The organism is Streptomyces sparsogenes subsp. cuspidosporus (genome assembly GCF_039532705.1).
Lineage (GTDB): Bacteria > Actinomycetota > Actinomycetes > Streptomycetales > Streptomycetaceae > Streptomyces > Streptomyces sparsogenes.
This window is the reverse complement of sequence record NZ_BAAASD010000016.1, coordinates 146092-168263: the sequence shown is the minus strand read 5'-3', so window position 1 is coordinate 168263 and position 22172 is coordinate 146092. Positions and strand designations below refer to the sequence as shown.

Below are 22172 nucleotides of genomic sequence, written 5' to 3'. Positions count from 1 at the left end.
TCCCACCCACTTGATGGGGTAAGGCTCCCAGTAGACGACTGGGTTGATAGGCCAGATATGGAAGCCGGGTGACCGGTGGAGTTGACTGGTACTAATAGGCCGAGGGCTTGTCCTCAGTTGCTCGCGTCCACTGTGTGGTTCCCGGGTTGCGAACAGTCGCACCGGTTGAGCCGCACTTAACTGAACAGTGTGCTTGTTCGCTGCCCTGTCCAATCCCCGCGGTCGCGGGATGGGCAATAGGGTTTCGGTGGTCATTGCGTTAGGGAAACGCCCGGTTACATTCCGAACCCGGAAGCTAAGCCTTTCAGCGCCGATGGTACTGCAGGGGGGACCCTGTGGGAGAGTAGGACGCCGCCGAACAATCTTTGAGGACCCCTGGTCCCAGCGTTCATGCTGGGACCAGGGGTCCTTTTGTTTTTGCTGTAACGCGTTGGCACGTCCGATGCGCGAGAATGGCCGCAGTACCTCAAGACAGGAGTCACGTCGATGTCCACCAACTCCCCCGACGATCGTCCGGATCGGGAGCCGCGGCGCCGGGACGGCGGTGACCGGCGCGACTTCCGCGAGTCCGGGCCGCGACGTGATGGCGATCGTGGCGGGTTCCGTCGCGGACGCGATGAGCGCCCCTACCGTCCCCGGCGGGATGACGACCGCGGTGGCTTCCGCCGCGGCGACGACCGGGACCGGGACCGTGGGGACCGTGGCGGCTTCCGCCGCGATGAGGACCGCGGTGGCTTCCGGCGTGACGACCGCCGCGATGACCGGCCGCGTGGTCCTCGCCGTGACGACGACCGCGGCGGACGGCCCGGCGGGTACGGACGCCGTGACGACCGGGGTGGCCGTCCCGGTGGCGGGTTCGACCGTCGTGACGACCGGCGGGACGAGCGCCGCGACGACCGGCCTTCGTACCGCCGGGACGACGACCGTGGCGGTTTCCGCCGCGATGACCGGCGTGATGACCGCCGTGACGACCGGCCGCGCGCGCCGCGCCGCGACGACCGCGAGGGAGGGTTCCGCCAGGGCGGATTCCGTCGGGACCGCGACGACCGGCCCGGGTTCCGCCGGGACGATGACCGTGGCGGCTTCCGTCGCGACGACGATCGCGGTGGCTTCCGGCGTGACGACCGCCGCGAGGAGCGTCGTGATTACCGCAGGGATGACCAGCGCGGCGACCGGCGGGACGAGCGCCGCGACGACCGGCCTTCGTACCGCCGGGACGACGACCGTGGCGGCTTTCGCCGCGACGACCGGCGCGACGACCGCCGTGATGAGCGGCCGCGCGGGCCGCGACGCGACGACCGCGACCGTGGAGGGCGCGCCGGCGGCGGGTTCGAGCGCCGTGACGACCGGCCCTCCTTCCGCCGGGACGACGACCGTGGCGGTTTCCGCCGCGATGACCGCCGCGATGACCGGCGTGATGAGCGCCGTGACGACCGCCGTGACGACCGGCCGCGCGCGCCGCGCCGGGACGACCGCGAGGGCGGCTTCCGCGGGCGGGACGACCGTGGACCGCGTCGGCCGTACGGGGGCCAGGGCCGGGGCCGCGACGAGCGTTCCGGTGGCGGTTACCAGCGCCGCGACGACCGGTCCGGCGGCTACGGGCGCCGGGACGACCGCGGCCGCGACCGTGACCGCGACCGCGAGCCGGTCAAGCGGCTGCCGATCCCCGAGGACGTGACCGGGGACGAGATCGACAAGAGCGTGCGGCAGGAGCTCATGAGCCTGCCCAAGACGCTCGCCGACGACGTGGCGAAGAACCTCGTGATGGTCGCCAAGCTGCTGGACGACGAGCCCGAGCGGGCGTACGAGTACTCGCGCGTGGCGCTGCGGCTCGCCTCCCGCGTCGCGGCCGTGCGCGAGGCCGCGGGCTTCGCCTCGTACGCCGTCGCGAAGTACGCGGAGGCGCTGGCGGAGTTCCGCGCGGCGCGGCGGATGACCGGCACCGCCGAGCTGTGGCCCGTGATGGCCGACTGCGAGCGCGGCATGGGTCGCCCGGAGCGGGCTCTGGCGATGGCCGGCGAGCCCGAGGTGCAGAAGCTGGACCGGGCCGGGCAGGTCGAGATGCGGCTGGTCGCGGCGGGCGCCCGGCGCGACATGGGCCAGGTCGACGCCGCCGTGGTGACGCTGCAGAGCCCTGAGCTGGCCTCCCAGTCCGTACAGCCGTGGACCGCGCGGCTGCGCTACGCGTACGCCGACGCGCTGCTGGCCGTCGGCCGTGAGGACGAGGCCCGGGAGTGGTTCGCCAAGGCGCTGGAGGCGGACCAGGGCGGGACCACGGACGCGTCCGACCGGCTCGCGGAGCTGGACGGCGTGGAGTTCGTGGACGCGCTCGCCCCCGAGGAGCCGGAGGAACCCGCTGAGCCCGAGGAACTCGCGGCGTCGGAGAAGGTCACGGAGCCCGAGGAGGCACCGGTCGAGGACAAGGCCGAGGACGAGGCCGGTGACAAGGCCGGGGACGAGCCCGAGGACGACGCCGAGACTGCCGAGGGCACCGAGGCCGCCCAGGCCGACCGTCCGGAGCGCGAGGCCGACGGCGGCTGACCCCGGCCGAAGAAGAGCCAAGGGCCGAGAGAGCTGAGTGAGGGCGGAACCCACGGGTTCCGCCCTCACCGCGTTCCGCCCCCACCGCGTTGCATGTCGTCAGCCGAGCGCGAGGCTCCGCAGGACCAGGCCCGACGCGGGCTTCGGCCCGAAGGAGGTGGACTTGTGCGGCATGGGGATCCCCTGGCGGGCCAGGTCGTGGACGACCCCTTCCCGCACCGGGTGCATCAGCACCGCCGTGCCGCCGTGCCGCTCCGCCTGCTCCACGGCCGCCGCCGCGTCATGGAGGTAGCCGATGTGGCCGGGGGTGTCCGGGACCTGCCAGATGTGCTGGAGCAGCAGGGCGTGCAGGACCGTCGCGTCGAGGGTGCGCCAGGCCTCCGGCCGGTCGGTGGGGACCGTACGCGCCAGGAGCGCGGGGTCGGGGCGGTCCAGGAGGTGGAAGCCGCCGTCCCCGGCGAGCAGGAAGGCATTGCCGGCCCCCGGCTCGTCGGCGGCCTTCGCGAGGGTGGCCAGGGCCTGGGGGAGCGGGCCGTCGACCGCCCGTACGCGGAAGGCGGAGCCCTCCGGCGTGCTCAGGGTGCCCAGGGCGGCCAGCGCGTCGGCGGGCGACAGCTGGTGGAGCAGCCGGTGGATGGCCCTGACCCGGAGCGGATAGCGGGCGGTGTCGACGAGCAGGACCAGCCCGAAGTCCCAGGGGCCGGGCTCCGTCCGCTCCTCGCGCAGCCGCAGGTAGGTGGCCCAGCGGTGGTGGCCGTCGGCGATGAGGGCCTGCCGGTGGCGCAGGTCGGCGGCGATCTCGGCGAGGTCGGCCGGGTCGGTCACCCGCCACAGGTGGTGGCTGAAGCCGTCCTCGGTGGTCGTGGACAGCAACGGGCGGAGCCGGGCGGTGCGTTCGACGACGGAGGCGGCGCCGGTGACCGAGCCGTCGCTGCGGTAGGCGAGCAGCAGCGGCTCGAGATTGGCGTCGGTGGCGCGCATCAGGGCGGCGCGGTCGTCCACGACGTGCGGCATGACCTCCTCGTGCGGGAGGACCACGCCCTCCTCGCGCGGGCTCAGCCGCAGGGCGCCGATGATCCCCCGCTGCAGCAGGTGGCCGTCGCGCTGCTCGTAGACGTAGAGCGCGGGCTCGGGGTCGGGGGCGAGTATCCCGTCGGCCTGCCAGCGGCGCAGGGTCTCGGCGGCCTGCCGGTGGCGGTCGGCGGGGGTGCCGGCCTGGGGGAGGATGAGGCGGACGATGTTGTACGGGTCCGCCGTCTCGAGCGCGCGCAGCCCGTCGGGCCGCACCACGACGTCGTACGGCGGGGAGGTGACGGCGGCCAGGCTGCCGACCCGCTCCGCGACGTAGCGCAATCCCCGGAACGGGGCGAGCTGAAGACCTTGCCCGACAGGCCCTGGAATGCTCATCAGTGAATGCTATGCCGTCCGGCGTGATAGGCGATGATCGGGGGGCAGACGCACATACATGCGAGGAGCGTGTCCCCCATGAATCCCCCCGTCACCCAGAACGCCCGGATCCGGCCCGTGGCCAGTGAGCGGCCGCTGAGCGAGGCGTACGACACCGCCCTGCTGGACCTCGACGGGGTGGTCTACGCGGGGGGCGAGGCGATCGAGCACGCCGTGGAGTCGCTGGGCGCCGCGCGGGACGGCGGGATGCGGCTGGCGTACGTGACGAACAACGCGCTGCGGACGCCGGAGGCGGTGGCGGAGCACCTGACCCGGCTCGGGGTGCCGGCCGGGCCCGAGGACGTGATCACCTCGGCGCAGGCGGTGGCCCGGCTGATCGCCGAGCAGCTCCCGGCCGGGGCCCGGGTGCTGGTGATCGGCGGCGAGGGGCTGCGGGTGGCGCTGCGCGAGCGGGGTCTGGTGCCGGTGGAGTCGGCGGACGACGATCCGGCGGCGGTGGTCCAGGGGTACGGCGGGCCGGAGCTGCCCTGGGGGCGGCTGGCGGAGGCCGGGTACGCGGTGGCGCGCGGCCTGCCGTGGTTCGCCTCCAACGCGGACCTCACGATTCCGAGCGGCCGGGGCATCGCGCCGGGCAATGGCGCGGCGGTGGAGGTCGTACGGATCGTCACGGGCCGCTCCCCGCAGGTCGCGGGGAAGCCGCTGCCCCCGATGCACCGGGAGACGATCCTGCGGACCGGCGCGCGGCGGCCGCTGGTGGTGGGGGACCGGCTGGACACCGACATCGAGGGCGCGTACGCGGGCGGCGTCGACTCGCTGCTGGTCCTGACCGGGGTGACCTCCCCGGCGGGGCTGCTGGCCGCCGAGCCCCGGCACCGGCCGAGCTATGTGGAACGCGACCTGAGGGGCCTGCTGGCGCCCCAGCCCGAGGTGACGCCCGCGGGGTCGGGGGCGGACGGCGGCTTCCGCTGTGGTGGCTGGCTGGCCCGGGTGCGCCAGGGCGCGCTGGTGCTGGAGGGGGAGGGCGACGACCCGATCAACGGGCTGCGGGCGCTGTGCGCGGCGGCGTGGGACGAGGCCGGGTCCGGGGCGTGTGCGGCGGACGCGGAGAAGGCGCTGGCGCGGCTGGGGCTGTGAAGCCCTGCCCCGTCCCTCGCGCCCCGCTCGCAGGCCCGTGCTCCCACGCACCCCGCTCGCAGGCCCCGCTCGCTCCTGTCCCTGTCGGTGACGGCCCCTCCCCAGGCGCGGCAAAGTAGGTTAGGTTAACCTAACCTGAGTTGTGATCGGCCTTGCTGCGAGGTGGAGTTCCGCGTGACCCTGGTCAGTCCGGTGAGAGCCGGGACCGAGACAGCGACCGCACCACCGCCCGGGCGGCGCGCCGCGCGCCGCGCGGCCGGGCTCGCGGCCTCCCTGGGGGTCCTGCTGGTGGTCGCCGCCGCCAGCGTGGCGATCGGCGCCAAGCCGATCACGCTGGGCGAGGTGTGGCACGGGCTGGCCCACTACAGCGGCAGCGACACCGATGTGGTGGTCCGGGACGTGCGGGTGCCGCGTACCGTGCTCGGGCTGCTGGTGGGTGCCGCGCTCGGGCTCGCGGGAGCGGTGATCCAGGCGCTCACCCGCAATCCGCTCGCCGACCCGGGGCTGCTCGGCCTGAACGCGGGCGCGTCCGCCGCCGTCGTCTCCGCCATCAGCTTTCTCGGCGTCACCTCCCTGACCGGCTATGTGTGGTTCGCCTTCCTGGGCACCGCCGTCGCGTCCGTGCTCGTCTACGCGCTCGGCGGCAGCCGGGGGGCCACGCCGGTGCGGCTGGCGCTCGCCGGAACGGCCGTGTACGCCGCGCTGTACGGCTATGTCAACGCCGTTGAGCTGCTGGACACGGCCGCTCTGGACAAGATGCGCTTCTGGACGGTCGGTTCGCTCGCCTCCGCGAACATGACGGTCGTCAAGCAGGTCGCCCCGTTCCTCGTCGTGGGCGCGGTGCTCGCCCTGGCGCTCGGCCGGTCGCTGAACGCCGTGGCGCTCGGGGACGACACGGCGCGCGCCCTGGGCACCCGGCTGGGCCGCACCCGGCTGCTCGCCATGGCCGCCGTCACCCTGCTGTGCGGGGCCGCGACCGCCGCCTGCGGGCCGATCGCCTTCGTCGGCCTGATGGTGCCGCATGTCGTACGGGCGCTCACCGGGCCCGATCTGCGCTGGACCCTGCCGTACGCCGCGGTGCTCTCGCCGGTGCTGCTGCTGGCGGCCGATGTGATCGGCCGGGTGGTGTCCCGGCCCTCGGAGCTTCAGGCCGGCGTGGTCACCACGCTCATCGGCGGACCCGTCTTCATCTACCTCGTCCGGCGCCGGAGGATGGCCCAGCTGTGAACGCGAGCGTGCACGAGAGCAAGAGCGGTACGGCGCCCCTGGCCCCGGTGCGGGGGACCACCCTGCGGACCCGCGGCGGGCTGTCGCTCCGGGTGGACGTCCGGGCGGCGCTGGTGGGGCTGGCGCTGGCCGTCGTGGCGCTGGGCATGAGCGTGGTGCTGATCGGCACCGGCGACTTCTCGATGGCGCCCGGCGACGTCGTACGCACCCTCTTCGGGGGCGGCACCACGATCCAGGACTACATCGTCAACGAGCTGCGGCTGCCGCGCGTCCTGGTCGGGCTGCTCGTGGGCGCCTCCCTCGGCCTGGCGGGAGCGCTCTTCCAGAGCGTGTCCCGCAACCCGCTGGGCAGCCCGGACGTGGTCGGCTTCGGACAGGGGTCGGCGGCCGGGGCGCTCACGGTCATCGTGCTGTTCCAGGGCGGCCCGAACGAGGTCGCGGCCGGGGCCGTGGCGGGCGGGCTGCTGACCGGGCTCGGCGTCTACGCGCTGGCCTGGCGGAAGGGCGTGCACGGCTACCGGCTGGTGCTCGTGGGCATCGGCGCGTCCGCGATGCTGAGCGCCGTCAACGGCTATCTGCTGACCAAGGCCGACCTGGTGGACGCCTCGCGCGCCATGGTGTGGCTGACCGGCTCGCTCAACGGGCGGGACTGGGGGCAGGTGGTGCCCCTGGCCTGCGTGTGCGCGGTCGTGCTGCCGCTGGTGCTCGGCCACGCCAGGGAGCTGCGGATGCTGGAGATGGGCGACGACAGCGCGTACGCCCTGGGGGTGCGGGTCGAGCGGACCCGGCTGGTGATGGTCCTGGGCGCCGTCGTGCTGACCGCGGCCGCCACGTCCGCCGCCGGGCCCGTCGCCTTCGTCGCGCTCGTCGCGCCGCAGCTGGCCCGCAGGCTCACCCGCGCCACCGGGCCGAACCTGCTGCCCGCCGCCCTGATGGGCGCGGCCCTGCTGATCACCGCCGACTGGTCCGCGCAGCGGCTCTTCGGGGCGGACCAGCTCCCGGTGGGCGTGGTGACCGGCGTGCTGGGCGGCTGCTACCTGCTGGGCCTGCTGATCACCGAGCGCCGGGCGGGGCGCATATGACGAGGCACCCAAGGGACGGAAGGAACGGCGAGGACGGCGAGGACGGCAGGAACGGCGGGGACGGCGAGGACGGCAGGAACGGCGGGGACGGCAGGAACGGCATGAGCGACACAGAGGGCACAGGGGGCACCGTGGGCACGGAAGGTACGGACGGCATGCGCAAGGACACCCGACAGCGGCTCACCGCCGAAGGACTCACCCTCGCCTACGACCGGCGCACCGTGGCCGAAGACCTCTCCGTGGCCATCCCCGACCACTCCTTCACCGTGATCGTCGGGCCCAACGCCTGCGGCAAGTCCACGCTGCTGCGCGCCCTGTCCCGGATGCTCAGGCCGACCACCGGCTCGGTGCTGCTGGACGGGCAGGCGATCGGCTCGCTGCCCGCCAAGAAGGTCGCCCGCACCCTCGGACTGCTGCCGCAGTCCTCGATCGCGCCGGACGGGATCACCGTCGCGGACCTGGTGGCACGCGGCCGCTATCCGCACCAGGGGCTGCTGCGGCAGTGGTCGGAGACGGACGAGCGGATCGTCGGCGAGTCGATGGCGGCGACCGGCGTCGCCGAGCTGGCGGACCGCTATGTCGACGAACTGTCCGGCGGCCAGCGGCAGCGGGTGTGGATCGCCATGGCCATCGCCCAGCAGACCCCGCTGCTGCTCCTCGACGAGCCGACGACCTACCTGGACATCCAGCACCAGATCGACGTCCTCGACCTGTGCGCCCAGCTCCACGAGGAGCAGGGCCGCACCCTCGTCGCCGTCCTCCACGACCTCAACCACGCCGCCCGCTACGCCACCCACCTGATCGCGATGCGCGGCGGGGAGGTGGTCGCCGAGGGCCCGCCCGGCGAGGTGGTGACCGCCGAGCTGGTGGAGCGGGTCTTCGGGCTGCGCTGCCAGGTCATCGACGACCCCGAGACCGGCACCCCGCTGGTGGTGCCCGCCGCCCGGAGGTCCCGTACGGCGGGGGCCGGCACCGGGACTGGAGCCGTGGCCGGGGGAGCGGCCGCGAGGGCGATGGCCGGGGCTACAGCAGCTTCCGCAGCCGCAGCAGATCGCGGAACCCGGCCTCCAGCTTGACCCGGCCGCTGCCCCAGGCGCGCGCGAAGTGCAGCTCGCCGCCGACCAGGGCCACCAGGTCGTCGCCGGACATCGTCAGCCGGATCTCGGCGCGCTCGGAGGGCAGGCCCGGCACGGCCGTCACGTCCTCTATGCGGCCGCCGGTGAGACGTCCGAGGAAGGTGACGTCGAGGTCGGTGACACGGCAGCTCACCGAGCGGTCGAGCGCGGCGGCGCTGCGGAGGTCCCCGTCCGCGCCCGCCAGGTTCTCCGCCAGCTTCTCGAGTGCGCTGCGGCACTCCTCCATGGTCGCCATCGCGACAGACGGTACCCCAGGTCCCGTACGTCGGAGGATGAGCGATTCGCGGTAGCGTCGGGACCATGAGTGAGCCGATGGAGGGCGCGCGGCCCGAGCCGACGCCGGAGCCCGTGCCGGGGCCGTCCGCCGAGGCGGCGCGCCCGGCGGATCCCGCGCCGCTCGGGGTCACCCGCACACCCACCGGGGTCGCCGACATCGACGCCTGGCTGGACCGGCTGGCCGACGCCGACCACCTCGCCGCGAGCGGCCATCTGGAGGTGTACGAGGATGTCCACCGGGGCCTGCGCGACGCGCTGACCGCCCTGGACCGCCGGCCCGGCCCTCCGGCCCCCGCACCGCCCGCCGCCCCCTGAGCGGCCGCCCCACCGGCCGCCGCACCAGAAGACACGCAGCAGACGACAGGAGCTGAACCACCCGTGGCAGTGACCCGCCCACGACGCGTACGACTCGACGCGGAGCTGGTGCGCCGCAAGCTGGCCCGCTCGCGCGAGCACGCGAGCCAGCTGATCGCCGCGGGCCGGGTGACCGTCGCCGGGCGGACCGCGACCAAACCCGCCACCCAGGTGGAGACCAGCGTGGCGCTGGTGGTCAGCAAGGACGACAGCGACCCGGACTACGTGTCGCGCGGCGGCCACAAGCTCGCGGGCGCGCTGCTCGCCTTCAGCGAGGAGTACCGCGAAAGGACCGGCGCGCCCGCCCCCGGGGACGGCTCGGGAGGCGGCGGCCTGAAGGTCGCCGGGCGGCGCGCCCTGGACGCCGGGGCGTCCACCGGGGGCTTCACCGATGTGCTGCTGCGCGCCGGCGCCGCCCATGTCGTCGCCGTCGACGTCGGATACGGACAACTCGCGTGGTCCCTGCAGAGCGATGAACGGGTCACCGTCAAGGACCGTACGAACGTACGTGAATTGACGCTCGAGCAGATCGGCGGTGACCCCGTGGACCTGGTCGTCGGTGACCTGTCCTTCATCCCGCTGGGGCTGGTGCTGCCCGCCCTGGTGCGCTGCGCCGCGCCCGACGCCGACCTGGTGCTGATGGTCAAGCCCCAGTTCGAGGTCGGCAAGGAGCGGCTGGGCAGCGGCGGGGTGGTGCGCAGCGCGCGGCTGCGCGCCGAGGCCGTCCGTACGGTCGCCGAGCAGGCGGCGGGGCTGGGGCTGGGTGTCCTGGGGGTCACCGCGAGCCCGTTGCCCGGCCCGTCGGGCAACGTCGAGTACTTTCTGTGGATGCGCGCCGGGGCGCCGGCACTCGACCCGGCCGATGTCGACCGTGCAGTGGCGGAGGGGCCCAGTTGACCACTTCAGGAGCTTCACAAGCAGCTTCGGCAGCAGCCGAGCGCACCGTGTTCCTGCTCGCGCACACCGGCCGCCCCGCGGCCATCCGCAGCGCCGAGCTCGTCGTCCAGGGCCTGCTGCGCTGCGGCATCGGGGTGCGGGTGCTGGCCGCGGAGGCCGCGGACCTGCCGCTGCCGGCCGAGGTCGAGCTGGTCGAGGCCGGTCCGGACGTGCTGGACGGCTGCGAGCTGCTGGTGGTCCTCGGCGGCGACGGCACGCTGCTGCGCGGAGCGGAGTTCTCACGCATCTCCGGGGTGCCGATGCTCGGGGTCAACCTGGGCCGGGTCGGCTTCCTCGCCGAGGCCGAGCGGGACGACCTCGACAAGGTCGTGGATCGCGTCGTGACCCGGTCCTACGAGGTCGAGGAGCGGATGACCCTCGATGTGCTGGTCCGCACCGACGGGCAGATCGTGCACACCGACTGGGCGCTGAACGAGGCGTCGGTCGAGAAGGCCGCGCGCGAGCGCCTGCTGGAGGTCGTCACCGAGGTCGACGGCCGCCCCGTCTCCCGCTTCGGCGGCGACGGCGTGGTCTGCGCGACCCCCACCGGCTCGACCGCCTACGCCTTCTCGGCCGGCGGCCCGGTGGTGTGGCCCGAGGTCGAGGCGCTGCTGATGGTCCCCATCAGCGCGCACGCCCTCTTCGCCAAGCCCCTGGTCACCTCGCCGCGCTCGGTGCTCGCCGTCGAAGTGCAGCCGCAGACCCCGCACGGGGTGCTGTGGTGCGACGGGCGGCGCACCGTCGAACTGCCCGCGGGCGCGCGGGTCGAGGTGCGGCGGGGCGCGGTGCCGGTGCGGCTGGCCCGGCTGCACCACGCGTCCTTCACCGACCGGCTGGTGGCGAAGTTCGCCCTCCCGGTCGCCGGCTGGCGCGGCGCGCCGCACTAGACGGCACGGGGGCACGGCGTCACGTAGGGCAACAGCGTCAGGTACGGGCACCGGCGTCAGGTACGGGCACGACATCAGGTACGGGCAACGGCGTCACGTACGGGCACAAGGCGTCCCGAAGGAGGGAGCCCCGTCGCATCGGGCCCGCGAAACCTCGTATGGTCGTGGGCGTGCTGGAGGAGATGCGGATACGTGCCCTGGGCGTCATCGATGACGCCGTCGTCGAACTGTCACCCGGTTTCACCGCGGTGACCGGTGAGACCGGCGCGGGCAAGACCATGGTCGTCACCAGCCTCGGCCTGCTGCTGGGCGGGCGGGCCGACGCCGCCCTGGTGCGGATCGGGGCGAAGGCGGCGGTCGTCGAGGGCCGGATCACGGTGGACGGGCGGTCGTCGGCCGCCGTCCGGGCCGAGGAGGCGGGCGCCGAACTGGACGACGGCGCGCTGCTGATCAGCCGCACGATCTCCGCAGAGGGCCGCTCGCGCGCCCATGTGGGCGGCCGCTCGGTGCCCGTGGGACTGCTGGCCGAGCTGGCGGACGAGTTGGTGGCCGTGCACGGCCAGACCGACCAGCAGGGCCTGCTGCGCCCGGCCCGGCAGCGCCAGGCGCTCGACCGGTACGCGGGGGAGGCGGTCGCGGGGCCGCTGGAGAAGTACGCGGCCGCCTACCGGCGGCTGCGCGCGGTCAGCGCCGAGCTGGACGAGCTGACCACCCGGGCGCGGGAGCGGGCGCAGGAGGCGGATCTGCTGCGCTTCGGCCTCGAGGAGATCGCCGCGGCCGAGCCGCTGCCGGGAGAGGACGCCGAGCTGGCCGCGGAGGCGGAGCGCCTCGGCCACGCCGAGGCCCTGGCCTCCGCCGCCACCGCCGCGCACACCGCCCTGGCCGGGCACCCGGAGGACCCCGAGGGGGTGGACGCGGGGGCCCTGGTCGCGGGCGCGCACCGGGCGCTGGAGGGCGTCCGCTCCCACGACCCGGCGCTCGCCGCGCTCGCCGACCGGATCGCCGAGGTCGGCATCCTGCTGTCCGATGTGGCCGGGGAGCTCGCGGGCTACGCGGACGACCTGGACGCCGACCCGCTGCGGCTGGCGGCCGTCGAGGAGCGCCGGGCCGCGCTGTCCCACCTGACCCGCAAGTACGGCGAGGACATCGCCGACGTGCTGGCCTGGGCCGAGCGGAGCGCCGCCCGGCTGGCCGAGCTGGACGGCGACGACGACCGCATCGGCGAGCTGACCGCCGAGCGCGACGCGCTCCGCGCCGAACTGGGCGAGCTCGCGCAGGCGCTCACCGACGCCCGTACGGAGGCGGCGGCGCGCTTCGCCGACGCGGTGACCGCGGAGCTGGCGTCCCTGGCGATGCCGCACGCCCGGGTCAGCTTCGCGATCAGCCAGACCGAGGCCGCCGAGGAGCCGGCGGGCATCGAGGTGGGCGGCCGCGCGGTGCAGTTCGGGCCGCACGGGGCCGACGAGGTCGAGCTGCTCCTCGCACCCCACCCGGGCGCCCCGCCCCGCCCGATCGCCAAGGGCGCCTCGGGCGGTGAGCTGTCCCGGGTGATGCTCGCGGTGGAGGTGGTCTTCGCGGGTGCCGACCCCGTGCCGACCTATCTGTTCGACGAGGTCGACCAGGGCGTCGGCGGCAAGGCGGCGGTCGAGGTCGGCCGGCGCCTGGCCAAGCTGGCCCGGACCGCGCAGGTCGTGGTCGTCACCCATCTGCCCCAGGTCGCGGCCTTCGCCGACCGGCACCTGGTGGTGGAGAAGACCAACGACGGGGCGGTCACGCGCAGCGGTGTGAAGGCGATGGAGGGCGAGGACCGCGTGCGGGAGCTGTCGCGCATGCTCGCGGGCCAGGAGGACTCGGAGCTCGCGCGGGCCCACGCGGAGGAGCTTCTGGCCACCGCCCGCGCGGGCCGCTGACCGCGCGCCCCGGGGCGCCGCCCCGGGGCCACCAGCGGCGCCCCGGGGTCGCCGGCGCCGCCCCCCCGTACGGGTGAACTCCTGGACGTACGGGCGAGCCAACGGCGGGGGTGCGGCGGGGCCGTGGCGCCGGGGGCGGCCCGCGGGCTGGCATCCTGGGCGGAGCGCACCCGCACCGCCGCGCGCCCACGCCCCACGCCCGATCGCCGTCCCCTCAGGAGCCCGTCCCGCGTGAGCAGCACCGTGAGCAGCACCCCGGCCCCGCCGCACGGGAACCCGCACGGGCAGCCGCCCCTGCACATCCTCCAGGTGCTCGGCGGCGGCAGCTCCGGCAGCGGCGTGCACGTCCGGTCGCTGACGGCCGGGTTGGTGGCGCGCGGGCTGCGGGTGACCGTGTGCGGGCCGCGGCGGGCGGAGCGGGGGTACGGGTTCACGGAGGCGGGCGCGCGGTTCGAGGGGCTGGACGCCCGTACGGACGCGGGGGCCGTCGCGGCGCTGCGGGCGGCCGGGGCGGAGGCGGGGCTGGTGCACGCGCACGGCCTGCGGCCCGGGCTGCTGGCCGCGCTGGCGCTGCGCGGCCGGGGCGTGCCGCTGCTCGTCACCTGGCACACCAAGCCGTATGCCGAGGGCGCGCGGGCGCGTGCCGTGGGCCTCATGGAGCGCAGGGTGGCGCGCCGGGCCGCGATCGTGCTCGGCGCGTCGTCGGACCTGGTGGACCGGGCACGGGCGCGGGGGGCGCGCGATGCCCGGCTCGCGCCGGTCGCGGTGCCCGCGCCGGGCCGTACGCCCTCCAGGGAGGACGGGTGGCGGCAGAAGGCGCGGGCCGAACTCGGTTCTGTGGAGCGGCCGTTGCTGCTGGCGGTGGGCCGACTGGTGACGGACCGGGGCTTTTGGCCGCTGCTGGACGCGGCCCGGGTGTGGCGGGCGCTGGACCCCCAGCCGCTGCTGGTGATCGCGGGGGAGGGGGCGGGCCGGGCGGCGCTGCAGCGCCGGATCGACGCCGAGGAACTGCCGGTGCGGCTGCTGGGCCGCCGGGACGATGTGCCCGCGCTGCTGGCGGCCGCCGATGTCGCGGTGCTCTCCAGCCGGTGGGAGGCGCGGTCGCTGCTGGCCCAGGAGGCGCTGCACGCGGGCGTGCCGCTGGTGGCCACGGCGGTCGGCGGGGTGCCGGAGCTGGTGGGGGAGGCGGCGGAGCTGGTGCCGTACGGGGAGCCGGAGGCCCTGGCGGGCGCGGTGATCCGGCTGCTGGGGGACCCGGTGCGCCGGGCGGAGCTGGCGGCGGCGGGGCGGGCGCGGACGGCGGGCTGGCCCACGGAGGACGACACGGTCGCCCATGTCCTCAGCGTCTACGACGAGTTGGCATCGGGGTGACAGGTTCGCGATTGGTTCAGACCTGAGTCGGCGAAGTGCTTGACGCCCGGGGCGGGTGATGGGCAGGGTGCTGCGCAAGGAGCGAGAGAGCGCTCTCACGACGATCTCTCCCGCCGCCCCCCACCCTGTCCCGGCACACCCCCACGACGCCGAGGAGTACATGTCATGAGCACGATGAGAAGTGGAACATTCAGCCGCAGGAGGCTGCTCGGCGGGCTCGCCGCCGCCGCTGCCGCCGGTTCCGGCCTCACCCTCGCGGGCGGCCGCGCCGACGCGGCTGACCTCGCCGCCGGCCGTCCCCACTCGGCGGAGCGCGCCGCCACGCTGCCGCTCACGGTCGTCAACCGCACGGGCCAGTTCGGCAACGCGTCGATATGGGTCTACATCGTCGGCAACGAGGGCGGCCGGCAGGTCCGGGTCACCCCGGACGGCAAGGTCGCCCCCATCGCGCTGTCCGACAACGGACCCGACGGCTGGACCGACTACGCCATCCCGCTCGCCGCGAGCGGGGACACCCGGCTGACCCTGCCCCCGATGTCCGGCCGGATCTATGTCGCGCTCGGCTCCAAGCTCAAGTTCAAGGCGGTCACCGACGGCGCGGGCAACCCGGCCCTGCAGTACCCGGCGGGCTGGGTGGCGAGCGACCCCAACTACCGCGTGCTGCACGACTGCGCGGAGTTCACCTTCAACTCCGCCGGGATGTTCTGCAACACCACCATGGTCGACATGTTCAGCGTCCCGATGTCCATCCGCCTCACCGGGGCGAAGGACCAGACCACCGGCACGCTCAAGAACGGCGCCCGCGCCAGGGTCTTCGCCGACCTCTTGGCCGTCGAGGCCTTCGCGCCCCTGGTGCTCGGCGACGGCCTGCGGGTCATCGCCCCCGGACACGGCCTGGACGCGGGGCTGTTCGCCAAGGACTACCTCGCCGGCTACATCGACCAGGTGTGGGCCGCCTACGCCGCGAAGGACCTCAGGGTCACCACCAACGCGGGCACCTTCACCGGCCGGGTGAGCGGCGGGAGGCTGTCCTTCACCGGCCCCGCCTCCGTGTCCTTCGCCAAGCCCTCCACCCGGGACGTGCTCTTCTGCGACGGCGCGCTGGCCGCCCCCAACGACGGCACCACGGGCCCGGTCGCGGCCGTCCTCGGCGCGGGTTTCAACCGCACCACCCTGCACAGCACGGCCGCCCAGCCGACCACCGACCCGGCCGCCTTCTACACCTCACCGGTCACCAACCACTACGCCAAGGCCATGCACGCGGCGGCCGCCGACGGCAAGGCGTACGGCTTCGCCTTCGACGACGTCGCCGACTTCGCCTCGTACATCCAGGACACCGCCCCGACGGCCGCCACGCTCACCCTGACCCCCTTCTGAGGTCTTCCGAGGCGGAAACCCCCCCGGTCGGGTGAATGGGTCCGGTGAACGCGCCGCTCAGCGCACATGGCGGCGGGCCTGGAGGGCCAGGCTCAGCGCGAGCACCGTCTGGGGGTCCTCCAGGTCGCTGCCCAGCAGCCGGCCGATCCGCGCCAGCCGGTCGTACAGCGTCTGGCGGTTGAGGTGCAGCGCGCGGGCCGTCTCCGCCTTGCGGCCCGCGTGCCGCAGATACGCCTCCAGCGTCGGGACCAGCGGCGGCCTGGCCGCGCGGTCGTGGGCGAGCAGCGGGCCGATCACCCGGTCGACAAAGGCAGCCAGGTCGCCGTGCTCGCGCAGTCGCCACAGCAACAGGTCGACATCCAGGCTCCGTACGTCGTGCCAGGGGCGGTCGGTCAGCCCGCGCGCCGCGCTCGCCGCCTGCGCGGCGTGGCGCAGCTCGGCGCCGACCGCGTCCCAGCCGCCCGGGAGCCCGGCGACCACCACCGGCGGGCGCGCCCCGGCCCGCTCCGGCCAGGCCCGCTCCACCCCGGCGCGCAGGGCCGCCGCGACCCGCTCGGCCACCGCGCCGCGCTCCGCCGCGTCCCGCAGCCCCACCAGCAGCGGGACCCGCCGCTCCGGGAGCCGTACGCCCAGCAGCACCGGCGCCCCCACCCCCGCCAGCTCGTCCCGCAATGCGTGGGCCAGCGCCGCCCAGCTCTCCCGCGCGCCCGGGCCCTGCCCCGGCTCCAGGGGGCCGAGCCCCGGAGGGTCCGCCAGGTCGGTCAGCCGCATCACCACCGGCAGCAGCGGCCCGTCGCCCGGCCGGAAGCCCAGCACCCTGGCCTGGGCGGGGGCGTCGGCGGGCGCGATCCGGCCCTCGGCGAGATCGGCGAGGAAGTCCCCGCGCCCGCGCGCGGTCAGCTCCTCCTCCTGGCGGGCGCGCAGCAACACCACCGCCAGCAGGTCGGCGGTCCGCTCCGCGGCCAGCCGGTGCACCGGGGCCAGCGGCCCGGCGACCGGCAGCACGGTCAGCCGCGCCCGTACGGTGCCCGGCCCCGGCCCGCCGCCCGGGACGTCCGCCACCACGCTGCCCGCCGGCGGCTCGGGGCGCCGGTCGGCGCGCCGCGCCCGGAGCCCCTCCCACACCTGCAGCGGATCGGTGCCCGTCGGCCGGGGATCACCCGGGCCCGGCCCCGCCGCGTACCACAGCTGCCCCTCGGGGGACTCCAGGAAGACCGGATTGCCCGCGAACCGGGCGAACAGCCGCAGGATCTCGGGCACCCCGCCGCCGCGCAGCAGCACCTCGGTGCACTCGCGGTGCACCACCTCGGCCCGGCGCAGCACCGCGTAGTGCTCATTGACGATCTCGGTGTGGATCTCCTCGGTGACCGCGACGAACGGCACTTCGCGGTGGAGCTGCACCAGCGGCAGCCCGTGGGAGCGCGCCGTGTCGACCACCGCGGCCGGCAGCGTGGTGAACCGGGACCCCAGCTCCACCACCAGCGCCGCGATCCCGCGTTCGGCGAGCCTGCGGACGAAGGCCCGCTGCTCGGCCGCGCGCGGGCCGACGCCCAGCCCCTGGGTGAGCAGCAGCTCGCCGCCCTTGAGCAGGGAGGCGATGTTGGGGGCCTCGCCCGCGTGGACCCAGCGCACCGGCCGGTCGAGGCCGTCCTCGGCGGCCACGACCTCGGGCAGCCCGCGGCGCAGGGCGGGGAGCTCCAGGGCCCGCGCCACGGTGATCGTCCCCTGCGGCCCGGACCCCTGCGGCCCGGACCCCTGTGGCCCGGGCCCGTGCGGTGCCATGGGCGGGTACGTGACCTGGCCTACCCTCCGTACGCCCCGGACGCGGTCAGCCGCAGCGCCGTGTCGATCAGCGGCACATGGCTGAAGGCCTGCGGGAAGTTGCCCACCTGCCGCTGCAGCCGCGGGTCCCACTCCTCGGCCAGCAGCCCCAGGTCGTTGCGGAGCGAGAGCAGCTTCTCGAAGAGCTTGCGCGCCTCGTCGACCCGCCCGATCATCGCCAGGTCGTCGGCGAGCCAGAACGAGCAGGCCAGGAAGGCCCCCTCGTCGCCCTCCAGGCCGTCCACGCCCGCGTCCTCGCCGGCCGTCGGGTAGCGCAGGACGAAGCCGTCGGGGGTCGACAGCTCCCGCTGGATGGCCTCGATGGTCCCGATGACCCGCTTGTCGTCCGGCGGCAGGAAGCCCATCTGCGGGATCAGCAGCAGCGAGGCGTCCAGCTCCCGGGAGCCGTAGGACTGGGTGAAGGTGTTGCGCTCGGCGTCGTAGCCCTTCTCGCACACATCGCGGTGGATCTCGTCGCGCAGCTCACGCCAGCGGTCCAACGGCCCGTCCACGTCGCCCGATTCGATGAGCTTGACGGTGCGGTCCACCGCGACCCAGGCCATCACCTTGGAGTGCACGAAGTGCCGGCGCGGCCCGCGCACCTCCCAGATGCCCTCGTCCGGCTCGTCCCAGTGCTCCTCGAGGTAGCGGATCAGCTTCAGCTGCAGCACGCTCGCGTAGTCGTTGCGGGCCAGGCCGGTCATGTGCGCCAGGTGCAACGCCTCGGTGACCTCGCCGTACACGTCCAGCTGGAGCTGTCCGGCCGCGCCGTTGCCCACCCGGACGGGCTGGGAGCCCTCGTAGCCGGGCAGCCAGGGCAGCTCGGCCTCGCCCAGCTCGCGCTCGCCCGCGATGCCGTACATGATCTGGAGGTTCTCCGGGTCGCCCGCGACCGCGCGCAGCAGCCACTCGCGCCAGGCGCGCGCCTCCTCGCGGTAGCCGGTGCGCAGCAGGGACGACAGGGTGATCGCCGCGTCCCGCAGCCAGGTGTAGCGGTAGTCCCAGTTGCGGACGCCGCCGATCTCCTCGGGCAGCGAGGTGGTGGGCGCGGCGACGATGCCGCCGGTGGGGGCGTAGGTGAGCGCCTTGAGGGTGATCAGCGAGCGGACCACCGCGTCCCGGTAGGGGCCGTGGTACGTGCAATGCTCGACCCACTCGCGCCAGAAGACCTCGGTCGCCTCCAGGGCGCCCTCCGGATCCGGCAGCGCGGGCGCCTCGCGGTGCGAGGGCTGCCAGCTGATGGTGAACGCGATCCGGTCGCCGGGGGCGACCGTGAAGTCCGAGTAGGTGGTCAGGTCCTTGCCGTAGGTGTCGACCTCGGTGTCCAGCCACACCGAGTCGGGTCCGGCGACGGCGACCGTCCGCGCGTCGATCTTGTGCACCCACGGCACGACCCAGCCGTACGAGAAGCGCATCCGCAGCGCCGAGCGCATCGGCACCCGGCCGCTGACGCCCTCGACGATCCGCACCAGCTGCGGGGCCCCGTCGCGCGGCGGCATGAAGTCGATCACGCGGACCGTGCCGCGCGGGGTGTCCCACTCCGACTCGAGGACCAGCGAGTCCCCTCGGTAGCGGCGGCGGTCGGCGGCCGGGGGCGTGGCGCCCGCGGCCTGGGCGGGCCCCAGGCGCCAGAAGCCGTGCTCCTCGGTGCCCAGCAGCCCGGCGAAGACGGCATGCGAATCGAAGCGCGGCAGACAAAGCCAGTCGACCGTGCCGTCTCTGCAGACCAGGGCGGCGGTCTGCATATCACCGATCAGTGCGTAGTCCTCGATACGCCCGGCCACGTACTATCCCCATTCGAACGGCCGCGGTGCCCTGAAAGGCATTTTTCCACGGTCTCGGAAGTTCTCGACGAGCGCTTGGTTCCGGGGGCGTGCTGGTGGTGCCTAGCCGGCCGGCTCGCAGCATTGCGTCCGAGCAGGATACGACGGAGAACAGTGATCCGCTCGAGCCGTCCCACATCGTGGCTCGGATCCCGGCGGCCGATCGGGTGGCCAGGTCACGCATGGTGTTCGACCGGTCGCGCAGTCGCACCCCCCGCGGTCCCCAGGGCGCACTGATACCCTGGTAGCCCGTGGAGCGGTGGGCGCAAACCCCCCGAACCTCACCGACGGCGCCCCCGGAAAACCGGGGCGGCTGCCGCACCCCGCCCCTCACCTCGCGACCACGGGAGCCCCCTCTTGGCCATTGCCGCTAAGCCAACGACGACCAAGCACATCTTCGTCACCGGGGGTGTCGCTTCCTCACTCGGCAAGGGCCTGACCGCCTCCAGCCTGGGTGCCCTCCTCAAGGCGCGCGGTCTGCGCGTGACCATGCAGAAGCTCGACCCGTACCTGAACGTCGACCCGGGCACCATGAACCCGTTCCAGCACGGCGAGGTCTTCGTCACCAACGACGGCGCCGAGACCGACCTGGACATCGGCCACTACGAGCGGTTCCTGGACGTGGACCTCGACGGCTCGGCCAACGTGACCACCGGCCAGGTCTACTCCACCGTGATCGCCAAGGAGCGGCGCGGCGAGTACCTCGGCGACACCGTGCAGGTCATCCCGCACATCACCAACGAGATCAAGCACCGCATCCGGCGGATGGCGACGGACGACGTGGACGTCGTGATCACCGAGGTCGGCGGGACCGTCGGCGACATCGAGTCGCTGCCCTTCCTGGAGGCCGTGCGCCAGGTCCGGCACGAGGTCGGCCGGGACAACGTCTTCGTGGTGCACATCTCGCTGCTGCCCTACATCGGCCCGTCCGGCGAGCTCAAGACCAAGCCCACCCAGCACTCGGTCGCCGCCCTGCGCAACATCGGCATCCAGCCCGACGCGATCGTGCTGCGCGCCGACCGCGAGGTCCCGACCTCCATCAAGCGCAAGATCTCGCTGATGTGCGACGTCGACGAGGCCGCCGTGGTCGCCGCCATCGACGCCAAGTCGATCTACGACATCCCCAAGGTGCTCCACTCCGAGGGCCTGGACGCCTATGTGGTGCGCCGCCTCGACCTGCCCTTCCGCGATGTCGAGTGGACCCAGTGGGACGACCTGCTCAAGCGGGTCCACCAGCCCGACCACGAGGTCACCGTGGCGCTGGTCGGCAAGTACATCGACCTGCCCGACGCCTATCTGTCGGTGACCGAGGCGCTGCGCGCCGGCGGCTTCGCCAACAACGCCCGCGTCAAGATCAAGTGGGTGACCTCCGACGACTGCCGCACGCCCGCCGGCGCCCGGCAGCAGCTGGCCGACGTCGACGCGATCTGCGTTCCCGGCGGCTTCGGCGACCGCGGGGTGAACGGCAAGGTCGGCGCGATCACCTACGCCCGCGAGAACAAGATCCCGCTGCTGGGGCTGTGCCTGGGCCTGCAGTGCATCGTCATCGAGGCGGCGCGGAACCTGGCGGGCATCGAGGGCGCCAACTCCACCGAGTTCGAGCCCGCCACCAGCGACCCGGTGATCTCCACCATGGCCGAGCAGCTCGACATCGTCGCGGGCGAGGGCGACATGGGCGGCACCATGCGGCTGGGCATGTACCCGGCCAAGCTCGCCGAGGGCTCGATCGTCCGCGAGGTCTACGGCGACCAGCCGTACGTCGAGGAGCGCCACCGCCACCGCTACGAGGTCAACAACTCCTACCGCGGTGAGCTGGAGAAGAAGGCCGGCCTGCTGTTCTCCGGCACCTCGCCCGACAACAAGCTGGTCGAGTACGTGGAGTACCCGCGCGAGGTGCACCCGTACCTGGTCGGCACCCAGGCCCACCCGGAGCTGCGCTCCCGGCCGACCCGCCCGCACCCGCTCTTCGCGGGCCTGGTGAAGGCCGCCGTGGCCCGGCAGTCGGCCGAGGCCGGACAGCGCGCGGGGGCCTGAGGGCTACGGTGGGCCCGGGCGGAAGCGGCCCCCGCCGCCCCCGCCCGGGCCCACCCGCCGGCTCGGTTCGCTTGCGAGCCGAGCCACAAGCGTTGCTGAGAGGAAACATGCGCATCACGGACACCCCCGAGGAGTGGCGGGTCACCGCCACCGAGACGCCGTTCACCGGCCACAAGACCGGTGTGCGCACCGACGAGGTGGTCATGCCCGACGGCTCCCGGTCGTCCCGCGACTACCAGACCCACCCCGGGTCGGTGGCCGTCCTCGCCCTCGACGGCGAGGGCCGTGTGGTCGTGGTGCGCCAGTACCGCCACCCGGTGCGGCAGCGGCTGTGGGAGATCCCGGCCGGCCTGCTCGACGTACCCGGCGAGAACCCGCTGCACGCCGCCCAGCGGGAGCTGTACGAGGAGGCCCACGTCAAGGCCGAGGACTGGCGGGTGCTGACCGACGTCTACCCCTCGCCGGGCGGCAGTGACGAGGCCGTGCGGATCTTCCTGGCCCGGGGGATCTCCGACGCCGAGGGCGAGCGGTACGAGGGGGACCACGAGGAGGCGGACATGGAGCTGGCCCGCGTCCCCCTCGACGATCTGGTCGCCGGCGTCCTGGCGGGCGAACTGCACAACACCTGCCTGGCGGTCGGCGCCCTGGCGGCCCTCGCGGCGCGGACGGGCGCCGGCTTCGAGGCCCTCCGCCCGGCGAACGCCCCCTGGCCGGCCCGTCCCTTCGAGGCGTAGCACCACCCCCGGGCCCGGCCGCGGCCGCGCTCCTTGGGGAAGACTGGAAAGACCACCCCAATCCGAACATCGGCGCATCCGATCAGGTGATTTTCTCTCCGCCGCATCGGCCGGGAGTGCCG

18 protein-coding genes and 2 rRNA genes are annotated in these 22172 nt (G+C 74.4%); 16 read left to right on the top strand and 4 right to left on the bottom strand.

Going from position 1 to position 22172, the window contains the following annotated elements; genetic code table 11:
* From ABFY07_RS20755 to ABFY07_RS20740, 4 genes are all read left to right on the top strand, one after another.
* Nucleotides 1-115: ribosomal RNA gene (locus ABFY07_RS20755) — 23S ribosomal RNA — on the top strand; the annotation flags it as partial.
* 128 nt (nucleotides 116-243) lie between these two features.
* Nucleotides 244-360 (top strand): 5S ribosomal RNA (rrf, locus tag ABFY07_RS20750).
* Between the two features lie 82 nt (nucleotides 361-442).
* Entirely contained in the window at nucleotides 443-1678 is a 1236-nt protein-coding gene (locus ABFY07_RS20745) for a hypothetical protein (RefSeq protein WP_346175921.1), read from the top strand.
* Nucleotides 1679-1701: 23 nt separating this feature from the next.
* Nucleotides 1702-2541 (top strand): tetratricopeptide repeat protein, encoded by an 840-nt coding sequence (locus ABFY07_RS20740; protein ID WP_346175935.1) that lies wholly within the window; start codon nucleotides 1702-1704, stop codon nucleotides 2539-2541.
* A gap of 99 nt (nucleotides 2542-2640) precedes the next feature.
* Here ABFY07_RS20740 and ABFY07_RS20735 read toward each other — a convergent pair whose 3' ends face one another.
* Nucleotides 2641-3948, bottom strand: a complete 1308-nt coding sequence (locus ABFY07_RS20735) for a DUF1015 domain-containing protein (protein WP_346175920.1) — start codon at nucleotides 3946-3948, stop codon at nucleotides 2641-2643.
* A gap of 78 nt (nucleotides 3949-4026) precedes the next feature.
* Between ABFY07_RS20735 and ABFY07_RS20730 the strand changes: the two genes are divergently transcribed.
* The 4 genes from ABFY07_RS20730 to ABFY07_RS20715 all read left to right on the top strand — a co-directional run bounded on the left by ABFY07_RS20730 (nucleotide 4027) and on the right by ABFY07_RS20715 (nucleotide 8467).
* Nucleotides 4027-5082, top strand: coding sequence for an HAD-IIA family hydrolase (locus ABFY07_RS20730; protein WP_346175919.1), 1056 nt, complete (start codon nucleotides 4027-4029; stop codon nucleotides 5080-5082).
* 174 nt (nucleotides 5083-5256) lie between these two features.
* Entirely contained in the window at nucleotides 5257-6309 is a 1053-nt protein-coding gene (locus ABFY07_RS20725; protein ID WP_065958215.1) for a FecCD family ABC transporter permease, read from the top strand.
* A 38-nt stretch (nucleotides 6310-6347) separates the two neighbouring features.
* A complete protein-coding gene (locus ABFY07_RS20720) occupies nucleotides 6348-7391 on the top strand; it encodes a FecCD family ABC transporter permease (protein WP_428836972.1) in 1044 nt (347 codons plus the stop codon).
* 155 nt (nucleotides 7392-7546) lie between these two features.
* Nucleotides 7547-8467, top strand: coding sequence for an ABC transporter ATP-binding protein (locus ABFY07_RS20715; protein WP_346175933.1), 921 nt, complete (start codon nucleotides 7547-7549; stop codon nucleotides 8465-8467).
* Here ABFY07_RS20715 and ABFY07_RS20710 read toward each other — a convergent pair.
* Nucleotides 8415-8762 (bottom strand): sterol-binding protein, encoded by a 348-nt coding sequence (locus tag ABFY07_RS20710; RefSeq protein ID WP_346175918.1) that lies wholly within the window; start codon nucleotides 8760-8762, stop codon nucleotides 8415-8417. The genes ABFY07_RS20715 and ABFY07_RS20710 overlap by 53 nt on opposite strands.
* A 65-nt stretch (nucleotides 8763-8827) precedes the next feature.
* Here ABFY07_RS20710 and ABFY07_RS20705 point away from each other — a divergent pair, with 65 nt between their 5' ends.
* The 6 genes from ABFY07_RS20705 (at nucleotide 8828) to ABFY07_RS20680 (ending at nucleotide 15638) form a co-directional block, all read left to right on the top strand.
* On the top strand, nucleotides 8828-9118 hold the full coding sequence (locus tag ABFY07_RS20705; RefSeq protein ID WP_346175917.1) for a hypothetical protein: 291 nt from the start codon (nucleotides 8828-8830) through the stop codon (nucleotides 9116-9118).
* Nucleotides 9119-9187: 69 nt separating this feature from the next.
* A complete protein-coding gene (locus ABFY07_RS20700) occupies nucleotides 9188-10054 on the top strand; it encodes a TlyA family RNA methyltransferase (RefSeq protein WP_346175932.1) in 867 nt (288 codons plus the stop codon).
* Complete coding sequence (locus ABFY07_RS20695) at nucleotides 10051-10980, top strand: NAD kinase (RefSeq protein WP_346175916.1); 930 nt, start codon at nucleotides 10051-10053, stop codon at nucleotides 10978-10980. Before ABFY07_RS20700 ends, ABFY07_RS20695 begins: the two co-directional genes overlap by 4 nt.
* Before the next feature lie 158 nt (nucleotides 10981-11138).
* On the top strand, nucleotides 11139-12890 hold the full coding sequence (gene recN, locus ABFY07_RS20690; protein ID WP_346175915.1) for a DNA repair protein RecN: 1752 nt from the start codon (nucleotides 11139-11141) through the stop codon (nucleotides 12888-12890).
* Nucleotides 12891-13121: 231 nt separating this feature from the next.
* Nucleotides 13122-14261: a glycosyltransferase family 4 protein gene (locus tag ABFY07_RS20685; RefSeq protein ID WP_346175914.1), complete on the top strand. Its 1140-nt coding sequence runs from the start codon at nucleotides 13122-13124 to the stop codon at nucleotides 14259-14261.
* A 165-nt stretch (nucleotides 14262-14426) separates the two neighbouring features.
* Complete coding sequence (locus ABFY07_RS20680) at nucleotides 14427-15638, top strand: glycoside hydrolase family 64 protein (protein ID WP_346175913.1); 1212 nt, start codon at nucleotides 14427-14429, stop codon at nucleotides 15636-15638.
* A 57-nt stretch (nucleotides 15639-15695) separates the two neighbouring features.
* On the opposite strand, the gene ABFY07_RS20675 is transcribed toward ABFY07_RS20680, so the two are convergent.
* Entirely contained in the window at nucleotides 15696-17420 is a 1725-nt protein-coding gene (locus tag ABFY07_RS20675) for a PucR family transcriptional regulator (protein WP_346175912.1), read from the bottom strand.
* Between the two features lie 20 nt (nucleotides 17421-17440).
* Nucleotides 17441-19243 (bottom strand): glycoside hydrolase family 15 protein, encoded by a 1803-nt coding sequence (locus tag ABFY07_RS20670; protein ID WP_065958186.1) that lies wholly within the window; start codon nucleotides 19241-19243, stop codon nucleotides 17441-17443.
* A gap of 396 nt (nucleotides 19244-19639) precedes the next feature.
* On the opposite strand from ABFY07_RS20670, the gene ABFY07_RS20665 reads away from it, so the two are divergent.
* Nucleotides 19640-21316, top strand: coding sequence for a CTP synthase (locus tag ABFY07_RS20665; RefSeq protein WP_346175911.1), 1677 nt, complete (start codon nucleotides 19640-19642; stop codon nucleotides 21314-21316).
* A 107-nt stretch (nucleotides 21317-21423) separates the two neighbouring features.
* A complete protein-coding gene (locus ABFY07_RS20660; RefSeq protein ID WP_346175910.1) occupies nucleotides 21424-22050 on the top strand; it encodes an NUDIX domain-containing protein in 627 nt (208 codons plus the stop codon).
* Nucleotides 22051-22172: the final 122 nt, after the last annotated feature.